General features: G+C 28.0%; 24 protein-coding genes. 9 read left to right on the top strand and 15 right to left on the bottom strand.

Annotated elements, in window-relative coordinates:
- Nucleotides 1–74 precede the first annotated feature (74 nt).
- The 3 genes from EPJ72_RS01820 to EPJ72_RS01810 are packed head-to-tail and all read right to left on the bottom strand — an operon-like array spanning nucleotide 75 to nucleotide 1,690.
- Complete coding sequence (locus EPJ72_RS01820) at nucleotides 75–668, bottom strand: hypothetical protein (RefSeq protein WP_147730562.1); 594 nt, start codon at nucleotides 666–668, stop codon at nucleotides 75–77.
- A 6-nt stretch (nucleotides 669–674) separates the two neighbouring features.
- Nucleotides 675–1,334: a TIGR00730 family Rossman fold protein gene (locus tag EPJ72_RS01815; protein WP_147730561.1), complete on the bottom strand. Its 660-nt coding sequence runs from the start codon at nucleotides 1,332–1,334 to the stop codon at nucleotides 675–677.
- Between the two features lie 44 nt (nucleotides 1,335–1,378).
- Nucleotides 1,379–1,690 carry a YbjQ family protein gene (locus EPJ72_RS01810; RefSeq protein ID WP_013243201.1) on the bottom strand — a complete coding sequence of 104 codons (312 nt, stop codon included), beginning with the start codon at nucleotides 1,688–1,690 and terminating at the stop codon, nucleotides 1,379–1,381.
- A gap of 159 nt (nucleotides 1,691–1,849) precedes the next feature.
- Here EPJ72_RS01810 and EPJ72_RS01805 point away from each other — a divergent pair, with 159 nt between their 5' ends.
- From EPJ72_RS01805 to EPJ72_RS01785, 5 genes are all read left to right on the top strand, one after another.
- Nucleotides 1,850–2,467, top strand: a complete 618-nt coding sequence (locus EPJ72_RS01805; RefSeq protein WP_147730560.1) for a hypothetical protein — start codon at nucleotides 1,850–1,852, stop codon at nucleotides 2,465–2,467.
- Between the two features lie 15 nt (nucleotides 2,468–2,482).
- Nucleotides 2,483–3,487, top strand: coding sequence for a calcium/sodium antiporter (locus EPJ72_RS01800; protein ID WP_147730559.1), 1,005 nt, complete (start codon nucleotides 2,483–2,485; stop codon nucleotides 3,485–3,487).
- A gap of 393 nt (nucleotides 3,488–3,880) precedes the next feature.
- Nucleotides 3,881–5,176 (top strand): ABC transporter permease, encoded by a 1,296-nt coding sequence (locus tag EPJ72_RS01795; protein WP_147730600.1) that lies wholly within the window; start codon nucleotides 3,881–3,883, stop codon nucleotides 5,174–5,176.
- Nucleotides 5,169–5,864: an ABC transporter ATP-binding protein gene (locus EPJ72_RS01790; RefSeq protein WP_147730558.1), complete on the top strand. Its 696-nt coding sequence runs from the start codon at nucleotides 5,169–5,171 to the stop codon at nucleotides 5,862–5,864. The genes EPJ72_RS01795 and EPJ72_RS01790 overlap by 8 nt, the downstream gene beginning before the upstream one ends.
- A 78-nt stretch (nucleotides 5,865–5,942) precedes the next feature.
- A complete protein-coding gene (locus EPJ72_RS01785) occupies nucleotides 5,943–6,446 on the top strand; it encodes a septum formation initiator family protein (RefSeq protein WP_147730557.1) in 504 nt (167 codons plus the stop codon).
- On the opposite strand, the gene EPJ72_RS01780 is transcribed toward EPJ72_RS01785, so the two are convergent.
- Both EPJ72_RS01780 and EPJ72_RS01775 read right to left on the bottom strand, forming a co-directional pair.
- Nucleotides 6,421–7,020 carry a hypothetical protein gene (locus EPJ72_RS01780; RefSeq protein WP_147730556.1) on the bottom strand — a complete coding sequence of 200 codons (600 nt, stop codon included), beginning with the start codon at nucleotides 7,018–7,020 and terminating at the stop codon, nucleotides 6,421–6,423. The genes EPJ72_RS01785 and EPJ72_RS01780 overlap by 26 nt on opposite strands.
- Nucleotides 7,007–8,473: a CsgG/HfaB family protein gene (locus EPJ72_RS01775; RefSeq protein WP_147730555.1), complete on the bottom strand. Its 1,467-nt coding sequence runs from the start codon at nucleotides 8,471–8,473 to the stop codon at nucleotides 7,007–7,009. Before EPJ72_RS01775 ends, EPJ72_RS01780 begins: the two co-directional genes overlap by 14 nt.
- A 223-nt stretch (nucleotides 8,474–8,696) precedes the next feature.
- On the opposite strand from EPJ72_RS01775, the gene secA reads away from it, so the two are divergent.
- A complete protein-coding gene (gene secA / locus EPJ72_RS01770) occupies nucleotides 8,697–11,633 on the top strand; it encodes a preprotein translocase subunit SecA (RefSeq protein WP_147730554.1) in 2,937 nt (978 codons plus the stop codon).
- A 287-nt stretch (nucleotides 11,634–11,920) separates the two neighbouring features.
- On the opposite strand, the gene EPJ72_RS01765 is transcribed toward secA, so the two are convergent.
- From EPJ72_RS01765 to EPJ72_RS01755, 3 genes are all read right to left on the bottom strand, one after another.
- Complete coding sequence (locus EPJ72_RS01765) at nucleotides 11,921–12,343, bottom strand: NAD(P)H-binding protein (protein WP_242004871.1); 423 nt, start codon at nucleotides 12,341–12,343, stop codon at nucleotides 11,921–11,923.
- Nucleotides 12,344–12,456: 113 nt separating this feature from the next.
- Nucleotides 12,457–13,311, bottom strand: a complete 855-nt coding sequence (locus EPJ72_RS01760) for a Sir2 silent information regulator family NAD-dependent deacetylase (protein WP_147730553.1) — start codon at nucleotides 13,309–13,311, stop codon at nucleotides 12,457–12,459.
- A 12-nt stretch (nucleotides 13,312–13,323) separates the two neighbouring features.
- The gene (locus tag EPJ72_RS01755; protein ID WP_147730552.1) at nucleotides 13,324–14,100 is read right to left on the bottom strand and encodes a protein-ADP-ribose hydrolase; all 777 of its coding nucleotides are present in this window, start codon (nucleotides 14,098–14,100) and stop codon (nucleotides 13,324–13,326) included.
- A gap of 126 nt (nucleotides 14,101–14,226) precedes the next feature.
- Between EPJ72_RS01755 and EPJ72_RS01750 the strand changes: the two genes are divergently transcribed.
- Nucleotides 14,227–14,646 carry an Rrf2 family transcriptional regulator gene (locus EPJ72_RS01750; protein WP_147730551.1) on the top strand — a complete coding sequence of 140 codons (420 nt, stop codon included), beginning with the start codon at nucleotides 14,227–14,229 and terminating at the stop codon, nucleotides 14,644–14,646.
- A gap of 65 nt (nucleotides 14,647–14,711) precedes the next feature.
- On the opposite strand, the gene EPJ72_RS01745 is transcribed toward EPJ72_RS01750, so the two are convergent.
- From EPJ72_RS01745 to EPJ72_RS01720, 7 genes are all read right to left on the bottom strand, one after another.
- A complete protein-coding gene (locus EPJ72_RS01745) occupies nucleotides 14,712–15,623 on the bottom strand; it encodes a DMT family transporter (RefSeq protein WP_147730550.1) in 912 nt (303 codons plus the stop codon).
- Nucleotides 15,616–16,488 carry a segregation and condensation protein A gene (locus tag EPJ72_RS01740; RefSeq protein WP_147730549.1) on the bottom strand — a complete coding sequence of 291 codons (873 nt, stop codon included), beginning with the start codon at nucleotides 16,486–16,488 and terminating at the stop codon, nucleotides 15,616–15,618. Before EPJ72_RS01740 ends, EPJ72_RS01745 begins: the two co-directional genes overlap by 8 nt.
- Before the next feature lie 50 nt (nucleotides 16,489–16,538).
- The gene (locus EPJ72_RS01735) at nucleotides 16,539–17,201 is read right to left on the bottom strand and encodes an ankyrin repeat domain-containing protein (RefSeq protein ID WP_147730548.1); all 663 of its coding nucleotides are present in this window, start codon (nucleotides 17,199–17,201) and stop codon (nucleotides 16,539–16,541) included.
- Nucleotides 17,202–17,237: 36 nt separating this feature from the next.
- Nucleotides 17,238–17,393: a hypothetical protein gene (locus EPJ72_RS13170; protein WP_014932940.1), complete on the bottom strand. Its 156-nt coding sequence runs from the start codon at nucleotides 17,391–17,393 to the stop codon at nucleotides 17,238–17,240.
- Nucleotides 17,394–17,483: 90 nt separating this feature from the next.
- Nucleotides 17,484–18,848: an NAD(P)H-dependent oxidoreductase gene (locus tag EPJ72_RS01730; RefSeq protein ID WP_147730547.1), complete on the bottom strand. Its 1,365-nt coding sequence runs from the start codon at nucleotides 18,846–18,848 to the stop codon at nucleotides 17,484–17,486.
- Between the two features lie 58 nt (nucleotides 18,849–18,906).
- Nucleotides 18,907–19,992 carry a cell surface protein gene (locus tag EPJ72_RS01725; RefSeq protein ID WP_147730546.1) on the bottom strand — a complete coding sequence of 362 codons (1,086 nt, stop codon included), beginning with the start codon at nucleotides 19,990–19,992 and terminating at the stop codon, nucleotides 18,907–18,909.
- Between the two features lie 117 nt (nucleotides 19,993–20,109).
- A complete protein-coding gene (locus tag EPJ72_RS01720) occupies nucleotides 20,110–21,045 on the bottom strand; it encodes an integrase core domain-containing protein (protein ID WP_158636872.1) in 936 nt (311 codons plus the stop codon).
- Between the two features lie 179 nt (nucleotides 21,046–21,224).
- Between EPJ72_RS01720 and EPJ72_RS01715 the strand changes: the two genes are divergently transcribed.
- Nucleotides 21,225–21,917, top strand: a complete 693-nt coding sequence (locus tag EPJ72_RS01715; RefSeq protein ID WP_147730545.1) for a YoaK family protein — start codon at nucleotides 21,225–21,227, stop codon at nucleotides 21,915–21,917.
- 64 nt (nucleotides 21,918–21,981) lie between these two features.
- Nucleotides 21,982–22,269: a DnaJ domain-containing protein gene (locus tag EPJ72_RS01710; protein ID WP_147730544.1), complete on the top strand. Its 288-nt coding sequence runs from the start codon at nucleotides 21,982–21,984 to the stop codon at nucleotides 22,267–22,269.
- The last annotated feature ends 18 nt before the right edge of the window (nucleotides 22,270–22,287 follow it).

The following is a 22,287-nucleotide window of genomic DNA, read 5'->3' as shown; positions in this document are numbered from 1 at the left end:
TATAATTTTTTAATATAAGAAAATATTAAGAAATTATATTGTAATTTATATATAATTATAGAATTGCCAAAAAATTATTTATATATCTCTTTTAATTTCATTTCATCATAAAAAGAAAGCCTATAAGAATATAATTTTATAACTTTATCTAAACTATTTAAATCAGGCTTTACATATAATGATACACTAGATAAATCTGAATACCACCATATTGTGTATTCTTCAAAAGGTTTATTATAGTGCGAATAATATTTTATATCTGTGGAAGATGAATTGCCGTATTTGAATGTTATTTTTTCTTTTATACTCTCTATATCAGTTGCCTCAGAAGGGTAGTAAAAATCATTGTTGTTATTATAGCTGTATCCTATATGATTACACACTTCTATTCTATAAAGATAATTATTGTAAAAATATAAATAATATGCCAACTTATCATCAATGTTTTTATATATGTTTAAAACAGTGTTTTCATTTAATTTAATTTCTTGATGAAAGTCAGCATATAATTCTATATTATAATTTGTAATTTTGTTATTAGCTTCTTCTATATTCATACCAAACTTAAGAGTTTTATATCCATCTAAACTAAAAAACTCTGGCATTCCTTTTAATTGTGCAAATAGGAAGTTGCTGAAAATAAAAATAATTACAAAAACTTTATACATAATTTTTTATTTTTTATTATAAAAGTTATTAATTATACTAAGCACCTCTTTAGGGTCATCTGTATGATACATAAGATTTAAATCTTCTTTGTCTATATAGCCTTCATTAATCATATATTTTTCTATCCAATCCATAAGCCCAGTATAAAATTTCTTGTCAACTACTATTATTGGTATTTTATTTAACACTTTAGTTTGTACTAGAGTAAGTGTTTCAAACATTTCATCCATAGTACCAAACCCGCCCGGAAATACAATTAAAGCCTTAGCATATTTTACAAACATAACTTTTCTAGCAAAGAAATATCTAAACTTAATTTCTTCTTTTACATAGGGGTTAGTTTTTTGTTCAAAAGGCAATTTTATGCATAAACCAATAGAGTTTCCATTAGCATCAAAAGCACCTCTGTTTCCTGCTTCCATTATTCCAGGACCTCCGCCTGTGATGATATCATATTTATTTTCTGCTAATAATTTTGCAGTTTCATAAGCTAATTTATAATGAGGATGTTCAGGTTTTGTTCTTGCACTTCCAAAAATTGTAACAGCATTGTTGTATATAGATATAGTTTCAAAACCATCAACGAACTCGCCCATTATTCTAAATATACGCCATGCCTCTTCATTCATATCTAAATCTTCAAATTCTGTGCTTTGTCTTCTCATTTAATTTCCTCTTTAAAAAATTTTTTGTTTTTTTAATTGATTTTTTATTTTAATATAATAGCTGTGCCGTAAGCAACAACCTCTGTAGTGCCCTGCAATACTGAAGAAGTGCTGTAATTAACTCCTATTATTGCATTAGCTCCAAGTTTTTTAGCTTCTTCTATCATTCTGTTTGTAGCTATATCTCTTGCTTCGTTTATCATTTCTGTGTAGCTTGTTACTTCGCCGCCTACTAATGTATTTAAAGAAGCTAATATATCTTTTCCTATATGTTTTGATTGTACAATATTACCTTTAACTAAACCCAATAATTCATAATTGTTTGTAGGTAAATAATCTACGCTAAAAATTTGCATATTTGTTTTATCCTTTTTTATGTTTTTTATTATATTGTATTATGTTAATTAGTCGGAAATTAGTATCTTAACTTGATTATTTTTAAGTTTGTATAATTTGAATTTAATTAAAAATATCATTATAATAAATACTATTAAAATAATAATAGGTGTTTTATTATGAAAGCTAATACTATAAAAAATGTCTTTACAATGGCTAGTTTATATTTTTTGAAGAATCTTTTAAATATTTCTTGCAAACTGCTTCCTATGCTTATAATAGCATTAAGTTTATTAAACTTGAGTAAGACTATTCTTTTTAATTGGAGAGACATTGTACTGTTATTAATTTTGGAAGCGATTTTAATTGTTGGTACTATCATTTTTTACTCATTGTTTTTTAAGAAAGAAAAAAATGATAATATGGATAATGCAGAAAATAAAGAAAATACTGAAAGCTCTTATGAAGATAATTCAAAAACAAATGAAGTAAGCGTACAAACAAAAAATAAATTACCTGTTCTAAATATAGCAGTAGCCTTTTTAACATTTTTAACTTTTATATTTATAATACTAAAATTATTTAATGCTGTTGCTTGGAATTGGGTTTGGGTGTTATTTCCATTATGGTTTTCTACGGCTTTAATAATATCTATACTTATAATATTTTTAATTTATTTAATAATATCTATTATAGCCAAAAAAAATAATAAAAATAATGATGATAATAGTAATAAAGCTAATATAGAAGCTGATAACAATACAGAAAATAATAATAATTCAGAATTAAACAATTAAAGGATAAGTTTATATATGACAAATATTTTATTATATATAGTTTTTACGGTTGCTGGAATACTTCTATTATATTTAGGAGGTACATATATAGTTGATGGGAGTGTAATGATTGCGAATAAATTAAAGATTCCTCCTATAGTGATAGGGCTTACTGTTGTTGCAATGGGTACATCTATGCCGGAGCTTTTTGTTAGTTTATTTGGTGCTGTGAGGGGAGAGAGTGCTATTGCGGTTGGTAATGTTATTGGGAGCAATATATTTAATATAGTATTTGTGCTTGGGGTATCTGCTTTGTTTATGGATATGGCTGCGGGCAAAAAATCTTATCATGTATCTATGCTTTCTATGTTTATAATGTATGCTGTATTATTTGTTACTTTATTTAATTTTAATACTAAGAGTTTAATTGGTGATAAGATATCTGTTGTAGAGGGTGTAATACTTTTAGTTTTGCTATGCATATATGTTTATTATTTATATACTGTTGTCTCTAAAGATAAAGATGAGCTTGCTATATTTGAAAAAGAGGTGTCATCATCTACAAAGACATACAGCATTTCTAGGGCTATATTTAAAATTGTGTTATCAATATTTGCTCTTGCTGTTGGTTCGGATATATTTTTGAAAGGTGTTACTGGAATATTTAGAAATTTTATAAGCGAGCATATTATTGGCTTTATAGTTGTTGCTGTTGGTACAAGCATACCAGAATTGGTTACAAGTGTGATAGCAGCTTCAAAGAAAGAGGCTGATATATCTATAGGAAACATTGTTGGAAGCAATATTTTTAATGTTGGTGCTGTGCTTGGTATATCTTCTATAGCTTCATTTAAGTTTGGAGGAATAGTTTTACCTGCTGCACAAAATTATTTAATAGACTATATTATTATGGTTTTAAGCGGTTTAATATTATTGTTATTTACTTTTAGAGGAAGAAGTTTAAACAAGGTAAAGGGAATTATATTTTTAGTAGTGTATATATTTTATGTATTATACTTATTAAAAACTACTTCTGTGTAAACATGGCTTTAATATATACTAAAAATTTTTAAGTTTGTAAAAGTATTTTTTATTTGTGGTGGCTTTGCCCCCATACCCCCACTTCTTTTATTGGTATAAAAGAAGCAAAAGAACTGCATTTTTTTAACTAAAAATATTATATTATTTCTTTTATATTTATATATTTCTTTATATTTACATATTCATTAGATATAAAGCTGAAATATTTGCACTTTCGCGAAGCGTACCCGAAGTGTAAAAACTTTGACGAAGTCCGCACAGCGAAGGCGGGAAAAAGTTGATAACACATTTTTAAAAATACAATTTTTGACAAAGTTAAAAATTTTCAGTATAATAAAATTATCAATTAAATTACTTTTAATTTTTTGGAGTTTTCTTTTGAGATTAGAATTAATGTTAGGTGTGAGATACCTAAAAGCTAAAAAGAAGTTTTCATTTGTTTCTATAATTACAGTGATATGTATACTCGGCATACTTGTGGGCGATATGGTAATGATTACTGTTTTATCTGTTATGAATGGCTTTCAAGATGATATAAGAGATAAAATACTTGGAATGAGGGCTCATATAAATATCAGTGCCTATGGTGACCAGCCTCTTCTAAACTATGAGTATGTTGTAGATAATATTAAAGACAATAAAGAGATAACAAGCATTTACCCTTATATAGTTCTTCCTTCAATAATGCGTACATATACTTTTACTACGCTTATTACAGTTCGTTCATTTGAAGATGATATATTTACAAAAGACAGAGATTTTATTAAGTATTTCAAGTTTATTGAGGGGGATAATAAAAATTTAGGCACTAACGATGCTTTGATAGGCTCTGAGATGGCGGACGATTATGCTTTATCTGTGGGGGACACTATTGATATAGTTTCTGCTTCTGGAAGTTTTGAAAGAGGCTTTAGACCTCAAAAGACAACTTTTACAATAAAAGGAATATACAAAACTGGTTATTATGAATATGACAGTAAAATGGTGATAGTTCCTCTAAAGACAGTTCAGTCAATGCTTGGGTATGATGGTGCTGTAACGGGGGTAGCTGTAAAAATAAAAAATTTCTTTGATGCTGATAAGGTTGCAAAAGACATAGATTTATCATTAAAGCAATTTTATAATGTTATGCCTTGGATGCTTTTTGACAGAAACTTTTTTCAGGCACTTCATACAGAAAAGCTTATGCTTGGTTTAATATTATCTTTTATTATATTGATAGCCGCTTTAAACATAGCATCAAGTCAGATAATATTCGTTAAAGACAAAAGAAGAGATATTGCTATAATAAAAACACTAGGATTAAGACCTTCAAATGTAGCTAAAGTATTCTTTTTGGAAGGGGCTATAATAGGAGGGGTTGGCACTATATTAGGAGTGATATTTGGAATACTTCTTGCAAGTTATGTAAATGAAACTTTAGAGTTTATAAGGGCATTTTTACAGTCTATAGTAAGCATTATATGGTTTATACCAGCACATATAAGCCCTTCTATAACTGTGCCTATAGTGCCTGATTTCTTCCCGCCTGATATTTATTATGTAAGTAACGGTCTTCCTTCAATAGTTCGTTTTTCACAAGTATTTATGGTTGCTTCTATATCGTTTTTACTTTCTGTTTTATTTGCTATAATACCTGCATATATAGCAAGCAAATACAAACCTGCTGAGGTGTTAAGATATGAATAATAATATTAATAGAGAAGTTTTAATAACTATAGACAAATTAGTAAAAACATATGTTGGACCTCCAAAAGTTGAAGTATTAAAATCTATAAGTTTGGATATTTATAAAAATGAGATATTGGCTATTACTGGAGAATCTGGAAGCGGTAAGACTACGCTTTTAAACCTTATAGGCGGTATAGATGATATTACATCTGGAAGCATTAACATAAACGGCAATAATATAGGCAAGATGAATGAGGGGCAGTTAGCTAAGTTTAGAAATAAATCTTTGGGTTATGTCTTTCAATTTCATAATTTGCTTGGTGAGTTTAGTGCTATAGAAAATGTGATGATACCTGCTTTGATGTTAAAATATGATAAAAAAAATGCACGCTTAAAGGCAGAAGAATTACTTGAGACGGTTGGTCTTAAAGATAGGATGCATCATAGGATAGGGGAGCTTTCTGGAGGAGAGGCACAGAGAGTTGCTATTGCTAGGGCTCTAATTAATAACCCTATGGTTGTGTTGGCAGATGAGCCTACTGGTAATTTAGATAAGAAAAATGCTGAAATTATCAGAGAGATTTTGTGGGATATGACTAAGAAAACTTCATCTACTTTAATTATTGTAACGCATTCTTTATCTATTGCTAGTATGGCTGATAGAAAATTAAGACTAGAATATGGCGAAAAAATAGTAGAATATTGATATTTTAATATTGCTATAATTAATTTTTAGATTTTACTTCCGATAATAAAGTTATATTTTATAAGGTTTCTAATGATTATGCAATTAAATATAAGGCTCAGAGCAGAAATTTTTTATGGTATAGTAGTGGTTGGTTTAGCGTTGATTATTTTTTTATTTGTGTTTAGTTCTAAGGGGTTTGTTAGTGTAGATAAGCAAAAACAGACTGTGGAAAAAAAGAGAGCAAAAATAGAAGAACTTGATAGAAAAAAGAAAAAAATATTAAATAGTATAGATAGACTTACAAATGACAGAGAGTATATACTTTCTTATGCTAAAACTTTTGGATATTTAGATACTTCAAAAAATGAAAAAATCATAAAAATAATACGAAATGATAATAATAAAGATTTTTATTATAATTCAGAAGAATATGTGGATAATAATACTGAAGCGGCTGCTATTAATTCTAGGGGTGTTATTATTTTAGCTATATTTTTAGCAATTAGTTTTGCTATTTATGTATTATTTGTTAATAGACATATTTTTATAAAGAAACACGCTGATAATAATGTAGTTAATTATAAGGGTAGTTCAATGTGAACATAAAACCCGCATCATTTTGAAACGGTTCATAATACGGCACAAAATTAAAACTTAATCCGTCTTTTTTCTTGCCGTATATCCTCTGATAACTGTCATAAGCAACCGTAGCACCGAATATAACCCCAGCAGTAATTTCAAATATTGTAGCAGATATCCATAGCGATTTATATCTTGATCTTCCGCTAGTTGATGGCTGTACAAAAGAGTTTTCTATAGTATCAAGTCCAAATACTATAAGTGAAGCATAACTATATGACAAAAAGCCTGCTAATATAAAAGTTACTTCTGTATATCTAAAAGGGTGACTTCTATATGCATCTTCAGGTATTACAGATGAGCTTATAACCCCATTTTGATTTATAATATTAGTTCCTTTCATTTCAAATATAGATTTAACGCTGTTAGTGTCTATAGTATATTCTGAGCTAAGTATTTCATTATTTTCTATAATAGGAGCTTTACTTTCTGTGCTGTTAGTACTAGGCATATTTGTAGAAGGTGCAAAATAAAAAGCTCCAAAAGATATTTTTGCTAACAATAAAAATAGTATTATGCTTTTAAAAAAGTCCATATATTCCTACCATAAACTCTAACCCTGTAAGATTCACAGTTTGTATTTCTTCAGGCATACTAAAGCTATTATCTTCATAATATGTTCCGGCATTAATAGGCTTTGTATAAAATCTATATCCTGCCGCTAAATTAACGCCCAATGTATCAGTTATATTATACTGTATATTTGCTAAAAGTCCAATACCTAACATTATGTCAGTTGATTTTATTTTAGTTCCATTTGGTATTAATAAGTTTCCATTTTGATAATCCCCACCATATACTTCGCCTATATCAGTAAAAGTTACACCGAGTCCAACATATGGTGTTAATACAAACCTTACTATTTCCTGATATATTTTTATGTTTATATCAAAATTAAACCTTGTATCAATTCCATAGCTAGTTTTAAAGAAATCACCAAATAATAAGCCCATACTCATATTAGGAGAAAATAGCTGAAAATCATATCCGAATTTAAGATGCATTCCTAAAGCATAATCATTTTTATTTAGATTTACTTTTAATTTGCCCGCAGAGTTTGTACTTTGAAACTCTTTTACTAAAGGATTAATTTTGTATGAAGCATAATTTATATTAAACCCAAAAATAAAATTTCCTATATAAGTTTCTCTCACAATGTCCCCTACTTGTATATTTCTTCCTCTGGATACAGTTGCTATAGAATATTCACTTCCCATATCTTTTATTCTTAAAGTACCTTTTTCACTATATTTGCTTTCTATAACATTTCCTGATGGTAAAACTATATCTTCAGATTTTGAATATACTTTAAATCTAGTATTTTTATTAAGCCCCTGATCATATCCTGCCAAAAGTATAATATTTCCATCTGTAATATCAGATATTTTTAAAGTTATTTTGAAAATATTTTTCATTTTGGCAGCTACTTTATAAATCAAATCATTACAAGCTTCATCAATAGCCGCATCTCTAAAAGCCTGTGATGGATATCTGTCTATAGAGTAATAACTAGAACCGCTTATTTTTGAGGAGTATAATATTTTTGTTGTAGAAACATCAACTATCTGCAAAACCAAATCTACGTTAGCATATATTGTTCCTGTTCCGTCATAGCTGTCATAATCGTATCTAGTGCTTGAGTGTGTTATTTTTCCTGTGATTGCTTTGCTGTATCCATATATTTTTCCCATTTCTATAACTTGCTTATCTGTGATGCCTGTTAATTGAAGCTCCATTTCTTTTAAATATTTATCTAAATTTTTTCTATCTACTATATTAAATCTTTTCATTCTAGTGAGGGAGTTTTCTATTAATGTTGTAACTTTTTTACCTAAATCTTTACTGTATCCTGTAGAGACATCTTGTATTTCAAATACGGCAATATTTTCTTTTATATATTTTTCTGTTATTTCATTTCTTGTAATTTGAGAGAATAGATTGCTGCAAAATAATGTTATAAAAATAATACAAAATAATTTTTTAATCATATATTTAATTAATAATTAAATTTTTTTATTATGTTATATTATTAAATAAAAAAGTCAAATATATTTTACTTTTTCTATTTAATTACTTTATAGTAAATAAAATAATTTTTTGTACTTTATTATATTTACATTATATGTTATTATTAAGTTTAAATAAAGAATATTTTTAGTTATTTATATAATGTTTAAGCAATTTTGATTTAATAAAGGAGATTTACCTATAATGGGAGCGATGGATTTAGTATTTAAATTAATATTTGGCTCTAAAGAACAAAACGATGCTAAAATATTAAAACCTATAGCAGAGAAAACATTAACATTTGAAGAAGAAATAAAGAAATTAACTAATGAAGAGTTAACTAATAAAACAAAAGAGTTCAGGCAAAGAGTAGAGGATTATATAGGCTGTAAGACAGAGGAATTAGATTTATCAAAAGAAGAGAATAAAAAGAAACTTCAAGATATATTAGATGAATTGCTTCCAGAGGCATTTGCAGTTGTGCGTGAGGCAAGTTTAAGAACTACAGGCATGAGGCATTTTGATGTGCAGATAATGGGAGGTGCTGTGCTTCATCAAGGAAGAATTGCTGAGATGAAAACGGGTGAAGGTAAGACGCTTGTTGCTACTTTGGCAGTTTATCTTAATGCTTTAACAGGATTAGGAGTACATGTAGTTACAGTGAATGATTATCTTGCCAAAAGGGACGCCGAATGGATGATGCCTATATACTCTATGCTTGGCATTAGTGTCGGCATACTTGATAATACTAGACCGCATTCGCCAGAGAGAAGGGCTGTTTATAATTGCGATGTTGTTTATGGTACTAATAATGAGTTTGGTTTCGACTATTTAAGAGATAATATGGTTGTGAGAAAAGAAGATAAAGTGCAGAGAAAGTTTTATCATGCCATAGTAGACGAGGTTGACAGTATATTGATAGACGAAGCAAGAACGCCTCTTATAATATCAGGACCTGCAGAAAAAAATATTAAAATGTATTATGAGATAGACAGAATTATACCTATGCTTAAGCAGGCAGAAACAGATGAGAGAATGAGAGAGGTTGCAGGCACTGGTGATTATGTATTAATAGAAAAAGATAAAAATGTATACCTTACAGAAGAGGGTGTAAAGAAAGTAGAAAAACTTTTAAATATAGAAAACCTTTATGGTGCTCAAAGCAGTACAATAGTTCACCATGTTAATCAGGCATTAAAGGCTCATAAGGTATTTAAAAGAGATGTTGATTATATGGTTACAGACGGAGAGGTTTTGATTGTAGATGAGTTTACAGGACGTGTTCTTGAGGGAAGACGTTATAGTGATGGGCTTCATCAGGCAATAGAGGCTAAAGAAAAAGTTGCTATACAAAATGAATCTCAGACTTATGCAACAATTACATTCCAAAATTATTTTAGAATGTATCCTAAACTTTCTGGTATGACTGGTACAGCAGAAACAGAGGCAGAAGAGTTTTATAAAATATATAAGCTAGATGTTGCAGTTATTCCTACAAACAAGCCTATAGCAAGACAGGATTTATCAGACAGAATATATAGAACAAGAAAAGCAAAATTTGAGGCATTAGCAAAATATATTAAAGAGCTTCAAGATGCAGGAAAGCCTGTGTTAGTTGGTACAGTGTCAGTTGAGATGAACGAAGAATTATCTAAAGTATTTAAAAGACATAAAATCACTCACGAAGTACTTAATGCTAAAAACCACTCAAGAGAAGCTCAGATAATTGCACAAGCAGGAGAGCCTGGTGCTGTTACACTTGCTACAAACATGGCAGGTCGTGGTACAGATATTGTTCTTGGAGGTAACCCTATTGCTAAGGGTGTTTCTGAGATAGAGCAAATACTTACAATAATGAGAGATAGGGCATTTAAAGAGAGGGACCCTTACAAAAAAGAAGAGTTAAATCAAAAAATAAAGTCTATAGACCTTTATAAAGAGGCTTTTGTAAGATTTGTTATTGCGAGTAAACTTGATGAGGCTAGAGAGTTGGCTGAAAAAAATAATGCATTAGAGATGCTTGAAAAGGTAGAGAGAATCACACAAATAAATGAAAAATCTAAGATTGACAAAGAGGCTGTATTAAAGGCTGGCGGATTGCATGTTATAGGCAGTGAAAGGCATGAGGCTAGACGTATTGACAATCAGCTTCGCGGTAGGAGCGGAAGACAGGGAGACCCTGGTTTAAGTGTATTTTTCTTATCGCTTGAAGATGATTTGATGAGGCTTTTTGGAGGCGAGAGAGTGTCTAGCATGATGCTTGCTATGGGTATGGGTGAAGAAGAAGAGCTTGGACACAAGTGGCTTAACAAATCTATTGAAAATGCTCAGAGAAAAGTTGAGGGCAGAAACTTCGATATAAGAAAGCATTTACTTGAGTATGATGATGTTATGAATCAGCAGCGTATGGCAGTTTATGATGAGAGAGATTATATACTTTATTCTGATGATATTTCGCCAAGAATAGAAGAGATTATCTCTGATGTAACTGATTCTACAATTAGAGAGATAGCAGACGGTAAAAAAACTGTTGATCCTATGGAGATAACAAAATGGCTTAACAGTTATTTGATTAGTATAGATGAAGATGCAGCAAACAAGACAGTTGAAGGCGGAGTTGAAAATGCAATAAAAAATCTTACTAAAATATTATTAGAAGCATATAGAAAAAAATCTTTAGAGGTAGATGAAAAGATATTTAGAGAAGTAGAGAAAAACATATTCCTTTCAATTATAGATAATAGGTGGAAAGACCATTTATTTGCTATGGACAGCTTGAGAGAAGGTATTGGTTTAAGGGGATATGCAGAGAAAAACCCTCTTACAGAATATAAACTTGAAGGCTATAAAATGTTTGTAGCTACTATGGATGTTATTCACAATGAGCTTATTAATCTTTTAATGAGAGTTAGAATAATGCCTAATGCATTTAATAATACTAAGAGAGAAAGTGCTTTTGACGGCGGCGTTGAAGAGAAGAGCAGTGCTAGTGCAATGGACAATAATAATCAAAATGCTAAACCAAAAATAGCACAGGCTCAAGTAAAAATGACAAACAAAATAGGAAGAAACGACCCTTGTCCTTGCGGAAGCGGTAAGAAATATAAACATTGTCATGGAAGAGATAATAAAGAGAATTAATATAAATTTAAAAAATAATTAAATAAAAATATAAGCGTATAAAGGAAATAATCTTTTATACGCTTTATTGTTTTTATTATTTTGAACAGAATGTTATTCTTTGATTTAAGTATTTTTTATTAACTATTTCATCAGCAAAAGCAGCCGCATAATCAGCATAGCTAATATAACTCTCGCCTTTAGAATTAACTAATAATTCATCATTGCCTATATTATATTCTCCTGTTTTTTCACCATTAGCTTGAAAATCTGCATAAGGTGATACATAAGTCCATAAAACATCTTTCTTATTTTAATATATCAAATGCTTTATTAGAACTTATTGCTACCCTCATAAAAACCTCTGGAAAATTAGGTGCATCTTTTAATATCATAGTATGCTCTTTATTTACATATAAACTTGCAGCACCGCCTACTATCATAAGCCTTGTATTAGTATTTGCAAGTATTTTGCATAGATGTTCCATAACTAATGAATGTTTATCAAGTTCTTTCTCATCCCATATTCCAAATGCACTTACTACAGTGTCAAATTCTTTTAAATCATCTTTTCTTAAATCAAATAAATCTTTTTCTATAACTTTTACTTTTGAATTATTGATTTTTGTTTTATCTCTTACTATAGCTGTAACATCTAATCCTCTTTCTAATGCCTCATTCATAATTAATCTTCCAGCTTTTCCATTTGCTCCTATTATTGCAATTTTCATTTTAATTCTCCTTTTTTGTATAAAATATTTTTCTTTAATTAAAGAGTTGTAATAGCTATCATTACAAATATAGTAACATATTTTAGTTGTAATGTCAAGTATTACAACTAAAATTATTTGTTTTTTATATATTTTAATACTTTGGATATATCATCATCTATGCATATAGAACGGTCTTTTAAATCTGGAATAGAAAAAACATTTTTTAAATTAATAGATGCATAAATTGAGTTTTTATTTTTTAAAGCCATTCTCCAAAAAGAATATTTTATTATAGCAGGTGTATTAAATCCAACACATAGTTCCAAAAACAAAATATTTTTATTTTTAGATTCATTCAAGAAAGTTTTGTATTTATCTTTGGATTTATACCAATTTTCATCTTGAACAAATGTGTCATCGCTTCTTAGATTCATTGATATATTAGCTCCGCAGTACGGACATTTTGGAATAAGATTAGAAGGTATTTTTAAATCTTTTCTATGTTTTAGCATTTCTCTTATATATTTTTCATTGTAGAAAGTTTCTTGTTTGCATGGAATAGAACATTGAAAAAGAGAAAAATCCCCTTGAACTTTAAATAGTTTATTTTTATCAAAATTAGCTGCTTCAAATCTTCCATCAACATTTGTTGTAATTACAAAATAATTTTTATTTTTTACTATGTCCAAAAGATTTAAATGAGTTTTATCGGCTGGAATATCATATCTATTAATATAAACAAATAAAGAAAAAAATCCCAAAAAGTCTTCTAGAGTAGGGTAGTTATAAAAGCCTGCACTATACATATCAGTTAATCCATATTTATCTTTGTATTCAATAAAGTTATCATCAAATCGTTTGCCGCTATACAAAAAACCTGCAGAAAGAGAAAGCCCAGCACCTGCTCCTATTAATATATAGTCTGATTTTTCTATAGCTAATTTTAATTTTTCTGCTAATTTAATATAATTTAATTTTTCATTCATATTTTTCACATCCTAATTATTTAAAATATTGTTATAAAGTTTATAATCTAAATCTTTAAATACATTGAATACTATTTTTATATTGTATTCAGTATTCTTTAAAAAATCTCTCACGGCTTTTACTGCTATAGAGCTAGCAAGTTCATTTGGAAACCTAAACTCTCCTGTGGATATTGAGCAAAATGCTATACTTTTTATATTATTATTTTTAGCTGTTTCTAAACATGATTTATAACATTTATATAAAAGCTCTTCATCATTTTTTGAAACTTCATCTTTTATGATTGGACCTACTGTATGTAAAATATATTTGCTAGGAAGATTAAATGCAGGTGTTATGATGCAACCTCCTGTTTTTTCAAGATTGCCTTTCATAATATCATTGCAATAGAGTCTTAATCTAGTTCCTGATGCACTATGTATTGCATTATCTATGCATTTATGAAGCGAAACAAAACAGCCAAGCATAGCAGAATTAGCAGCATTTACTATTGCATCTATCATTAAAGTTGTTATGTCGCCTTGCCATATATATAAATTATCCTTTATGGGGTTTATATCATCTATGCTTGTTAGTTTTTTATTTTTAAGTCTTTCTTGCAAATATTCATCTTCTATTTTTAAATATTCTTCGCTTATATTATCAGGGCTTCTTATATTCATCAAACATCTAAAATAATTATATAACTTCTTTTCATCATTTTCTTTTATGGCTTTGGTTAAATTTTCGTCATATATATAATTTTTTTCTTTCATAAGAAAGTCTATTAAAAATAATAATTTATTCATGAAGTCTCCTCTATTGTAATACTTATTGTTACAATGATATATTTTTTTATTGTAATGTCAAGTATTACAATAATTTTCTTGCATTAATAAAATAAATGTATTATAATTTTACCTAAGGATATTATTATGAAGATTAGTTCAAGGTTTACGATAGCAATACATACTCTCATTTGTATTCTATATTTTAAAAATGAGAAAATGACTTCCAATTTTATTTCATGCAGTGTTAATGTTAATCCTGTTATAATAAGAAATATTTTAATACAGTTGCAAAAAGCAGATATTATTATGGTAAAAAGAGGTACTGGAGGAATTTCATTAAATAGAAAAATAGAAAATATTACATTGCTTGATATATTTAATGCTGTAGAGAGTTTAGACGATGATAATCTATTTAGTTTTCATGAAAATCCAAATAAAAAATGTCCTGTTGGAAAAAAAATTACTTCAGCATTGCAGCCAAAGCTTGAAATTGTTCAAAAAGCTATGGAAGATAAATTAAAACATATTACATTAAAAGATGTATTTAATGATATAAAAGAATAATTTGAGTGAGAATATAAATTAGTTATATAAAAAATAAGCTATATATATAAAATCAAAACACAAAATTATTTTTCAGCTATTTTTTTATTATTATCGGCAACAGATGAGTATATAATTCCAATTAATATTAAAACGCCGCCTATTATTTGTGCTATATATGGTTTTTCATGAAGTAAAATAATAGCACCAACTGTAGAGAAAAAAGGCACAGAATCATATATTATACTTGCTTTCATAGCTCCTATTTTTGACACTGCTATATTCCAAAATATAAAGCCCAAAGCTGAAGGAAATATACCAATATATATAAGCACAATAGCAGAATTAAAGTTTAGAATATGTGCTTGATTATTAATGTATTTAGGAATCATTAATATTGCTAACGGAATAAGCCCTATTGCTACCATAAGATAGAAAAAAGTAGTTTGAGGGAAATCTTTTGGTCTAATTTTTAATGTTATAGTATATACTGCAAATAATGTTACAGCGAAAATCATATATAAATCGCCTATAGAAAATTTTAATTTGCTTATAACTTCTATACTTCCTTTAGTGAGTAAAATAACAACTCCTAAAATAATTATAAATAATCCCTGTTTTTGTGCTTTGCTTAAATGTTTTTTCCATATAATTCTGCTTATTATAGCAATTATTATAGGAGATAATGTTGCTATCAAAGACATATTAGTGGCATTAGAAGTATGTGCGGCTAAATATACAAAAGTATTAAAAGCAGTAATGCCTAATATAGAAATTATTATAATTTTTATCCATAAACCTTTTACTAAATTAATATTTTTTATTAAACTTCTTATACAAAAAGGAGTCAATACTAAAAAAGTTACAAGCCATCTGTAAAATGATATTTCTATAGGAGATAATCCTAGAAGATATCTTGCAGCTACAAAATTTGTACTCCATATTATAACTGCTAGTATGGCAAATATATAGCCATTATTAAATTTATTTTCATTCATTATTTAATTCCTGATTAGATTCATTATTATTATTATTATTGTCTTCTTTTCTTTTAAAGACGTAAATATCGCCAAATTTTATATCTTGTTTCAATAAAATCTCTTTTTCTTTAACAAGCTCAAGCATAGCAAGAAAGAATGTAACGAGCTGTCTTTTTGTAACACCATCTTTAAATAAAACTATAAATGGAAATACATCTTCTTCAGATAATTTTATTTTTATCATATCAATAGCATTGTCTATATGAAAGTTCGACATACCAGAAAGCACAGCCAAATCAGTTTCAGGCACAAATTGCACCTTTGTAAAAGCATATACTAAATCATAAAGAGTAACATCTTTCCAAGCCATTTCATTATCTTCGCTACTACTATTATTTTGAAAAAACTTAACTCTCTCAGTATCTTTTCTTTCAAATATAGAGTCTGAATATTCTTGAAGCCTGTCAAGTTCTTCAGAAACCATTTTATATCTTTGAAACTCAAGCATTTGCTCTACTATTTCAAATTTAAGCCTATCTGTAAACTTATCATCGTCCATATCATGAGGCAGCAACATTCTTGATTTGTATAAATGAAAATCTGAAGCTACTACTAAAAACTCACCTGTAGAATCTAAATTTAATGCAGCTTGCTCTTTTAAATATTCTATAAACTGGTCAATTATTTCTAGTATTGAAACTTCGTATATATTTTTCTCGCTTCTTTTAAGCATATCAAATAGTATTGAAAGAGGACCTTCATAATCTATACTTGATAGAGAAACTTTAAATTCATTATTGGGCAATGATGCTGAATTAGAATCATTATTAGAGTTTTGTTCCTGAGGCTGAACATTTATATCTTCATTTATATTATTTTCCATAATTGGTATAATATATAATAAAAATGCAAAAATTCAACCCTATTATTTAATTATTCTATAGCACCATATTGCTTTAAATATTCTATTAAAGCATCTCCTTTTTTGTAGTTAGCTTTTATATATTCTATTATAGATTCTCCATTTTTATCTTTAGCATTAACATCTATTCCGTTTTTACATAATATTTCAATAGTAGGCATCATCTCTTCCCTTGTAGCAGCCGACATAAAAACCATCATCAAAGCATTATCTCCATCATTATTGACCGCATTAATATCTATTTCAGAGTCAATTAGAGTTTGAACAACATTGCTGTAGAGTTTGTATGAAGCCACATGCAAAGCATTTTCTCCATAGCTGTTTTTGGCATTAATATTTATTTTTGCCTTTATAAGCATTTTAGCAATATCGTTTCTTCCCTCTGAAGCAGCAAATATCAAAGCATTATATCCAACATTATCTACTATATTAACATCAGCATTATGTCGTATAAGAAGTTTTACTATATTAGGATACCCCTTATGCGAAGCAAGCATTAAACCAGTAAGTCCATCTTCTGTTGTAACATTTACATTTACCTTTCTATCTAACATAGTTATAACAGTTTCATATTTTCCGTTCTCACATGCTTTTAAAAATTTTACTTCATCGTCTGTTAAAGAATAAAGCTTATAAGAGAATAAAGCTAGTAAAATAAAAAAAATATTTTTCATAAATCCCCAAAAATTATATTGTTATAAATATTTGTTTTAAGCTTGAGCGTTTAAAGCTCCGCCTGTTACTTTTGCCGCTACATTGATAGTTGTAGTTTTCTCTGTAAGGTCGGTTGTAACTGTAACTTCTACACCGCCTATGCTTTGCACATATTTATTGGTATTACTAGTTGATGATATACCTGTAATCATTATTCTACCCCTAAAATAAATTTGTAATAATGATTTATTGTATTATATACTAATAATAAAAACAATACTAAAAAACTTATGTAATAATTATTAATTTATTTTTTTATAGGTTTTATCTATTACTTTTTTATACGGCATTAATATATATTGATTCATCTTGCCTCTCATCTTCTTCTGTACGCTTGGAATAGACATTAAATATCCTGCTAATTTCATCTGAAGCATTCTTCCTCTTTGTTTTTGAGGGAAATCATATATATTATGTTTTTTATAATATTTATGGTCAGCTTTCATTATTCCTTGCATAATATATATTAAATCTCTAAATATTTTCATTCCGCCTATGCCGTAAAAGTTTTTTGGTCGGGAACATTTATTTATTATAGCATAATTCATAGTGTTGGAGAGCTTTTTTAATTCCTCTAAAGTGTTGTTTTTATTGTCATTTGCAACATAAGTTAAGAAATTTCCTCCAACTTCGCATTTAGCTTCAATGAGCGTTTGTAAATTATATTCTTTATCATAATTACCTGCTACAATATATCCAACAGGCATACCTTCAGTAACCATTCTATGACCATTGCAAAATTGCCTGTCTTCATAAATCTTAAAACTAGAATGCGTATAATGATTTTCTATAGTAAAAGCATAAATAATAGCGTTAGCCTTTTGTATCTCTATCCTTAAAAACTCATCAAACCCATCTTTATAAACACATTTACCTGTAATAGCACAGCCGAAACAACCCATACATCCGCCATGAAATTTATACTCTCTAATATTTATCTCCCTCGTGCTGTAATTAAACATAGCCTTAAAATCTTCTATCATATTTCTTAAATTATTGTCATCTTTAGCACAGTTTGTAACTATAACAACATCTTTGTTTTCATCTTTAACAGATGAGCTTTCAACTTGCCTTTTATAAATATTAATATTATTTTTTTCTTTATTATAACTATTAGAGTTTATGTTTATATTATTTTGAACAGAAAATATTAAATAGTTAAAAAATGCTATAGCCTCTTCTTGACCTTTTTGAGTAAGCAAATCGTCCATATCAGCAGAAAATCCTCTTATGTATTTAAGATTCAAATCTAAACAATTTTCTTCTACAAACTTATGAGCTGTTGTATCATAAAAATGTTTTGATGTTGATACTTGTGTAGCGTATTTTTGAGATAAGTCAATATTCTTTTCTTTTAATAATTCTATAAATCTATGCAGTTGATATGGCACTAAAAAAGTATAAACAGGGTAGGCAAATATTATTATATCTGCTTTGTTTATTTCTTTTTCTACTTCATTAAAGTTTTTTTGATAGTGTCTTATTTTTTGACCAACATTTAAAAAAGAGAAATTATGATTTGTAAAAGCTTTCTCTAAAAAAAGTAATGTTTGTAAAGTAATGCTGTTATTTCCCTTAGGGCTTCCATTTATAACTAAAATATTCACTTATAATACTCCATATTTTTTATAGAGTATTATATTTTATTGAGTGAAAATTACAATATTAGTATCTCCATATGCCCCAAATGTCTAATCCAGCACCAAAGGCATTATTAATTTCAAAATCTCTGTCTTTACGCATTAAGCCCTGACCATCAGCATATGCCGTAAGACCGAATGTAAGATTTTCTACTAATGTAACTTGTAATTCGCCCTCTACACCGTAATAGAGTTTATATAGCCCTGTAGTTTTATAAATATTTCCTTCAAACATGATCCTTGTCATTATATAATAATATAAAGCGCCAAGTTTAGATTCAAATTTTGCAGGAAGCATTATATAAAAACGCATACTGTCTGTAGCACGTTCTCCGTCATCACTATATAAATAATTAAATAACATATCTTCCGCATAAGCCGCATCAATAGTAGCCCATCTGCTCTTTATACCATAATAGAAAGCGAGTTTTATAGGCAAGCTTATCTGTACAGGGGCACTATCAAATCTTGAAAGCATAACAGTACCGTATAAGCTTCCGCCTATTACCATAGGAGCTACTGATGTGTCTGCTACATTATTTGTTATTGAAGATAGTTGTATACCGTAATGTAATGATATAGTAAATTCGTCTAATATGCCGCCTCTAAATAAAAATGAAAATTTAGGGGTTGTGCTTATAGCTAATTTAGCACCATAACGGCTTCCATCGGCAACACCAACGGATACAGGTAATGATAATCTGTATTTATCTGTTGCAAGTCCAAAAGATGCTGAGTGTGTAGATATTATAGGAGCGTTTTTTTCATTTAAATTATTATGTAAATTAAATTGATAACCTATGCCGAATATACCATAGCTTAAACCAATAAATCCTTTAGGAGTTATTGCAAAATTTTGTTCTCCTTGAGAGTTTGTGATTGTGTTGTCAAAAATGTATCTTAAATCTAATAAAGAAACACCAAGTTTAAAAGGAGTATTATGATTCATAAGCGGAGAAAAGTTATAAATAGTGCTTATTCTATCGCTTCCAGCTCTTGTAGAGTTTACTCCGTCTATAAGGTTATGCATATTATCTTTGTCTAACATATCGTCTATTGCAAATAGATTAATACTAAAAATAAATAATAGTGCTGTAATAACTTTTTTCATCTTTTACCCGCTCTCTCATTTTAAAATATATAGTAGTTTATAATATAAGATTTTTTTTTTCAAGCCTATGAGATAATTTTATTTTTTTAGTTATTTGTTAAAAAATGATAAAATTTGTCATGGAGCCATAGATATTGTACTTTTACTTGCTATAATATTTTTGATTCTTTCTTTGATTGTAATATAACCTAACGAAGAAATCAATCTTTGATTGTTATAAAAATGTGTATATTCTTTTAATTTTTCTCTCAATAATTCTACAGTTATATTTTTATTTAATCGTGAATAAAATTCTCTTTCGTCTATACCGTGTACTCTTTCTACTACGCCATTGTATCTTGGTGTTGCTACAGGAATATATCTTCGTTCTAATTTATTTTTAAGACAATATTCATCAAAAATATTTATTTTAGGAGTATTAATACAGCGATAAGTATATTCCATACCATTATCGGTCTGTATAGATTGTATCCTAAAAGGTGAAGTTTTCAATACATATTTTAAGAAAGATAAAGCACTATAAGGTGTTTTATCCTCATAGATTTGCCTCCAACTATAGCGAGTAGCTAAATCGACAGCAGTGAACTGATAGACTGTTTTTCTGCCTAATTTGATATATTTAGTGTCTATTTGAACTATTTTGCCTTCTTTTTGTATTTTAGAGACAAATTTACGCTTATCATATCGCTTCTTTTTCTTTTTTGTTTTATATCTCCAAAGATTATTTCTTTTTAGTACATTCTCTATAGCTGTAACCCCTATCTTAATGCCTTCACGATTTAAATATGCTTTAATATAATGCTTACCTCGATATTCTTTAGTATAGAGTTCAATAATTAAATTAATAGCTTCTTGATTATTAAAGATATTTGGAGAAGTTTTCGGTCTAGTACTAAAATTAGCAACTGTTCCAGTATTTTTATATTTCTTAATCCAAGTATAAAAAGTAGATTTGGGTATTTCTTCTATCTTTAGAAATCTTTTAATATTTTTAGTTTCTAATGCTTCATCCACTATAAATAATTTAAATTCTGTGCTATAATCTTTTTTCATAGTAGCATCCTTTTTATTTGTTTTATGTTCAAAATATTATAACAAGGATACTGCTTTTTTTATACTAAAAAATGTCCAATATCTCATACTCCTTAACACAAATAAAATTATATATATTTCTAAAAATACTGTTTTATGTTATAATATTTGCAATTAAATTTTATGGGAATATTTTTTATATGAAAAGCAATCTCATATCTTTTATAAAAGGAAAGAATGAATCAATACATACAACACAAACTATTTATATAGCATCTATATTTAGCATTATAGGAGGGTTTGTTGATTCATATACCTATATTACAAGAGATGGTGTATTTGCCTATGCTCAAACAGGAAATATTATATTTTTTGCTATGAATATTGCTGAGAGGAATTTTTTTGAGGCTATTCATTATTTAATATCTATTTTTGTGTTTGTAATAGGTATTTGGTTTGCTTTATATATAAAAAAAATCTTAAACAAAAAAAAATTAATGGAATTAGAATATGTTGTAATACTTATAAATGCTATCATACTTTTTATAGTTGGTATTTTACCTGAAAAATTATTTGATAGTTTAGTTATTAGTTTTATAGCTTTTATGTCTGGTATTTTGATGATAACTTTTAATAGGGTTGAGGGACTTGCTTATGTTACTAATATGTGTACTGGGAATTTAAGATCTGCTTCAGAAAATTTTTTTAAATTTTTATTTAATAAAGATAAAACAGGTTTAAAAAATGGTCTTATATATTTAAGTATTTTATTATGTTTTATGTTCGGAGCATTTTTGGGTAGTTTGTTTACTAATATTTTAGGTACTAAGAGTATATGGATAGCTAGTGGATTATTGCTTATAGTTGAAAGTCTAATGTTTTTTGATAATTAATTTTTTGTTTAGTTTTTTGTATTGATGAAAATTGTTTTTATATATATAATTTAAGGATATTTTTATGGATTATTATAAGATACTTAATGTTAATATATTTGCAAGTGAAGAGAAAATAAAAAAGTCTTATAGAGAGTTAGCAAAATTATATCATCCTGATAGAAATGATGGAGATGATATAGCTACTAATAAGTTTAAAGAGATTACTGAGGCTTATGATGTTTTATCTGACAAAAAAAAGAGAATGGAATATAATATTAAGTATTTAGCTAATAATAAATATGTTATTACAGGGCTAGCAGCTTTAGGTTTAGGTGTTAGCATAATAGTTGGAAGTAAGAGAAGAAAATAATTTTTTTAATATTTATTT

Source organism: Brachyspira pilosicoli (genome assembly GCF_008016535.1).
GTDB lineage: Bacteria > Spirochaetota > Brachyspiria > Brachyspirales > Brachyspiraceae > Brachyspira > Brachyspira pilosicoli_A.
The sequence above is the reverse complement of the archived record's forward strand: the minus strand, read 5'-3'. Positions and strand labels throughout refer to the sequence as shown.

Excerpts from the sequence above, each read along its gene's own strand:
- EPJ72_RS01760 (WP_147730553.1), bottom strand. The coding sequence starts at position 13,311 with ATGAATGAAAAATTAAATTATATTAAATTAGCAGAAAAATTAAAATTA.
- EPJ72_RS01790 (WP_147730558.1), top strand. The coding sequence starts at position 5,169 with ATGAATAATAATATTAATAGAGAAGTTTTAATAACTATAGACAAATTA.
- EPJ72_RS01785 (WP_147730557.1), top strand. The coding sequence starts at position 5,943 with ATGCAATTAAATATAAGGCTCAGAGCAGAAATTTTTTATGGTATAGTA.
- EPJ72_RS01815 (WP_147730561.1), bottom strand. The coding sequence starts at position 1,334 with ATGAGAAGACAAAGCACAGAATTTGAAGATTTAGATATGAATGAAGAG.
- EPJ72_RS01735 (WP_147730548.1), bottom strand. The coding sequence starts at position 17,201 with ATGAAAAATATTTTTTTTATTTTACTAGCTTTATTCTCTTATAAGCTT.
- EPJ72_RS01775 (WP_147730555.1), bottom strand. The coding sequence starts at position 8,473 with ATGATTAAAAAATTATTTTGTATTATTTTTATAACATTATTTTGCAGC.
- EPJ72_RS01800 (WP_147730559.1), top strand. The coding sequence starts at position 2,483 with ATGACAAATATTTTATTATATATAGTTTTTACGGTTGCTGGAATACTT.
- secA (WP_147730554.1), top strand. The coding sequence starts at position 8,697 with ATGGGAGCGATGGATTTAGTATTTAAATTAATATTTGGCTCTAAAGAA.
- EPJ72_RS01715 (WP_147730545.1), top strand. The coding sequence starts at position 21,225 with ATGAAAAGCAATCTCATATCTTTTATAAAAGGAAAGAATGAATCAATA.
- EPJ72_RS01805 (WP_147730560.1), top strand. The coding sequence starts at position 1,850 with ATGAAAGCTAATACTATAAAAAATGTCTTTACAATGGCTAGTTTATAT.
- EPJ72_RS01795 (WP_147730600.1), top strand. The coding sequence starts at position 3,881 with ATGTTAGGTGTGAGATACCTAAAAGCTAAAAAGAAGTTTTCATTTGTT.
- EPJ72_RS01720 (WP_158636872.1), bottom strand. The coding sequence starts at position 21,045 with ATGAAAAAAGATTATAGCACAGAATTTAAATTATTTATAGTGGATGAA.
- EPJ72_RS01755 (WP_147730552.1), bottom strand. The coding sequence starts at position 14,100 with ATGAATAAATTATTATTTTTAATAGACTTTCTTATGAAAGAAAAAAAT.
- EPJ72_RS01750 (WP_147730551.1), top strand. The coding sequence starts at position 14,227 with ATGAAGATTAGTTCAAGGTTTACGATAGCAATACATACTCTCATTTGT.
- EPJ72_RS01820 (WP_147730562.1), bottom strand. The coding sequence starts at position 668 with ATGTATAAAGTTTTTGTAATTATTTTTATTTTCAGCAACTTCCTATTT.
- EPJ72_RS13170 (WP_014932940.1), bottom strand. The coding sequence starts at position 17,393 with ATGATTACAGGTATATCATCAACTAGTAATACCAATAAATATGTGCAA.
- EPJ72_RS01725 (WP_147730546.1), bottom strand. The coding sequence starts at position 19,992 with ATGAAAAAAGTTATTACAGCACTATTATTTATTTTTAGTATTAATCTA.
- EPJ72_RS01780 (WP_147730556.1), bottom strand. The coding sequence starts at position 7,020 with ATGGACTTTTTTAAAAGCATAATACTATTTTTATTGTTAGCAAAAATA.
- EPJ72_RS01710 (WP_147730544.1), top strand. The coding sequence starts at position 21,982 with ATGGATTATTATAAGATACTTAATGTTAATATATTTGCAAGTGAAGAG.
- EPJ72_RS01740 (WP_147730549.1), bottom strand. The coding sequence starts at position 16,488 with ATGGAAAATAATATAAATGAAGATATAAATGTTCAGCCTCAGGAACAA.
- EPJ72_RS01810 (WP_013243201.1), bottom strand. The coding sequence starts at position 1,690 with ATGCAAATTTTTAGCGTAGATTATTTACCTACAAACAATTATGAATTA.
- EPJ72_RS01765 (WP_242004871.1), bottom strand. The coding sequence starts at position 12,343 with ATGAAAATTGCAATAATAGGAGCAAATGGAAAAGCTGGAAGATTAATT.
- EPJ72_RS01745 (WP_147730550.1), bottom strand. The coding sequence starts at position 15,623 with ATGAATGAAAATAAATTTAATAATGGCTATATATTTGCCATACTAGCA.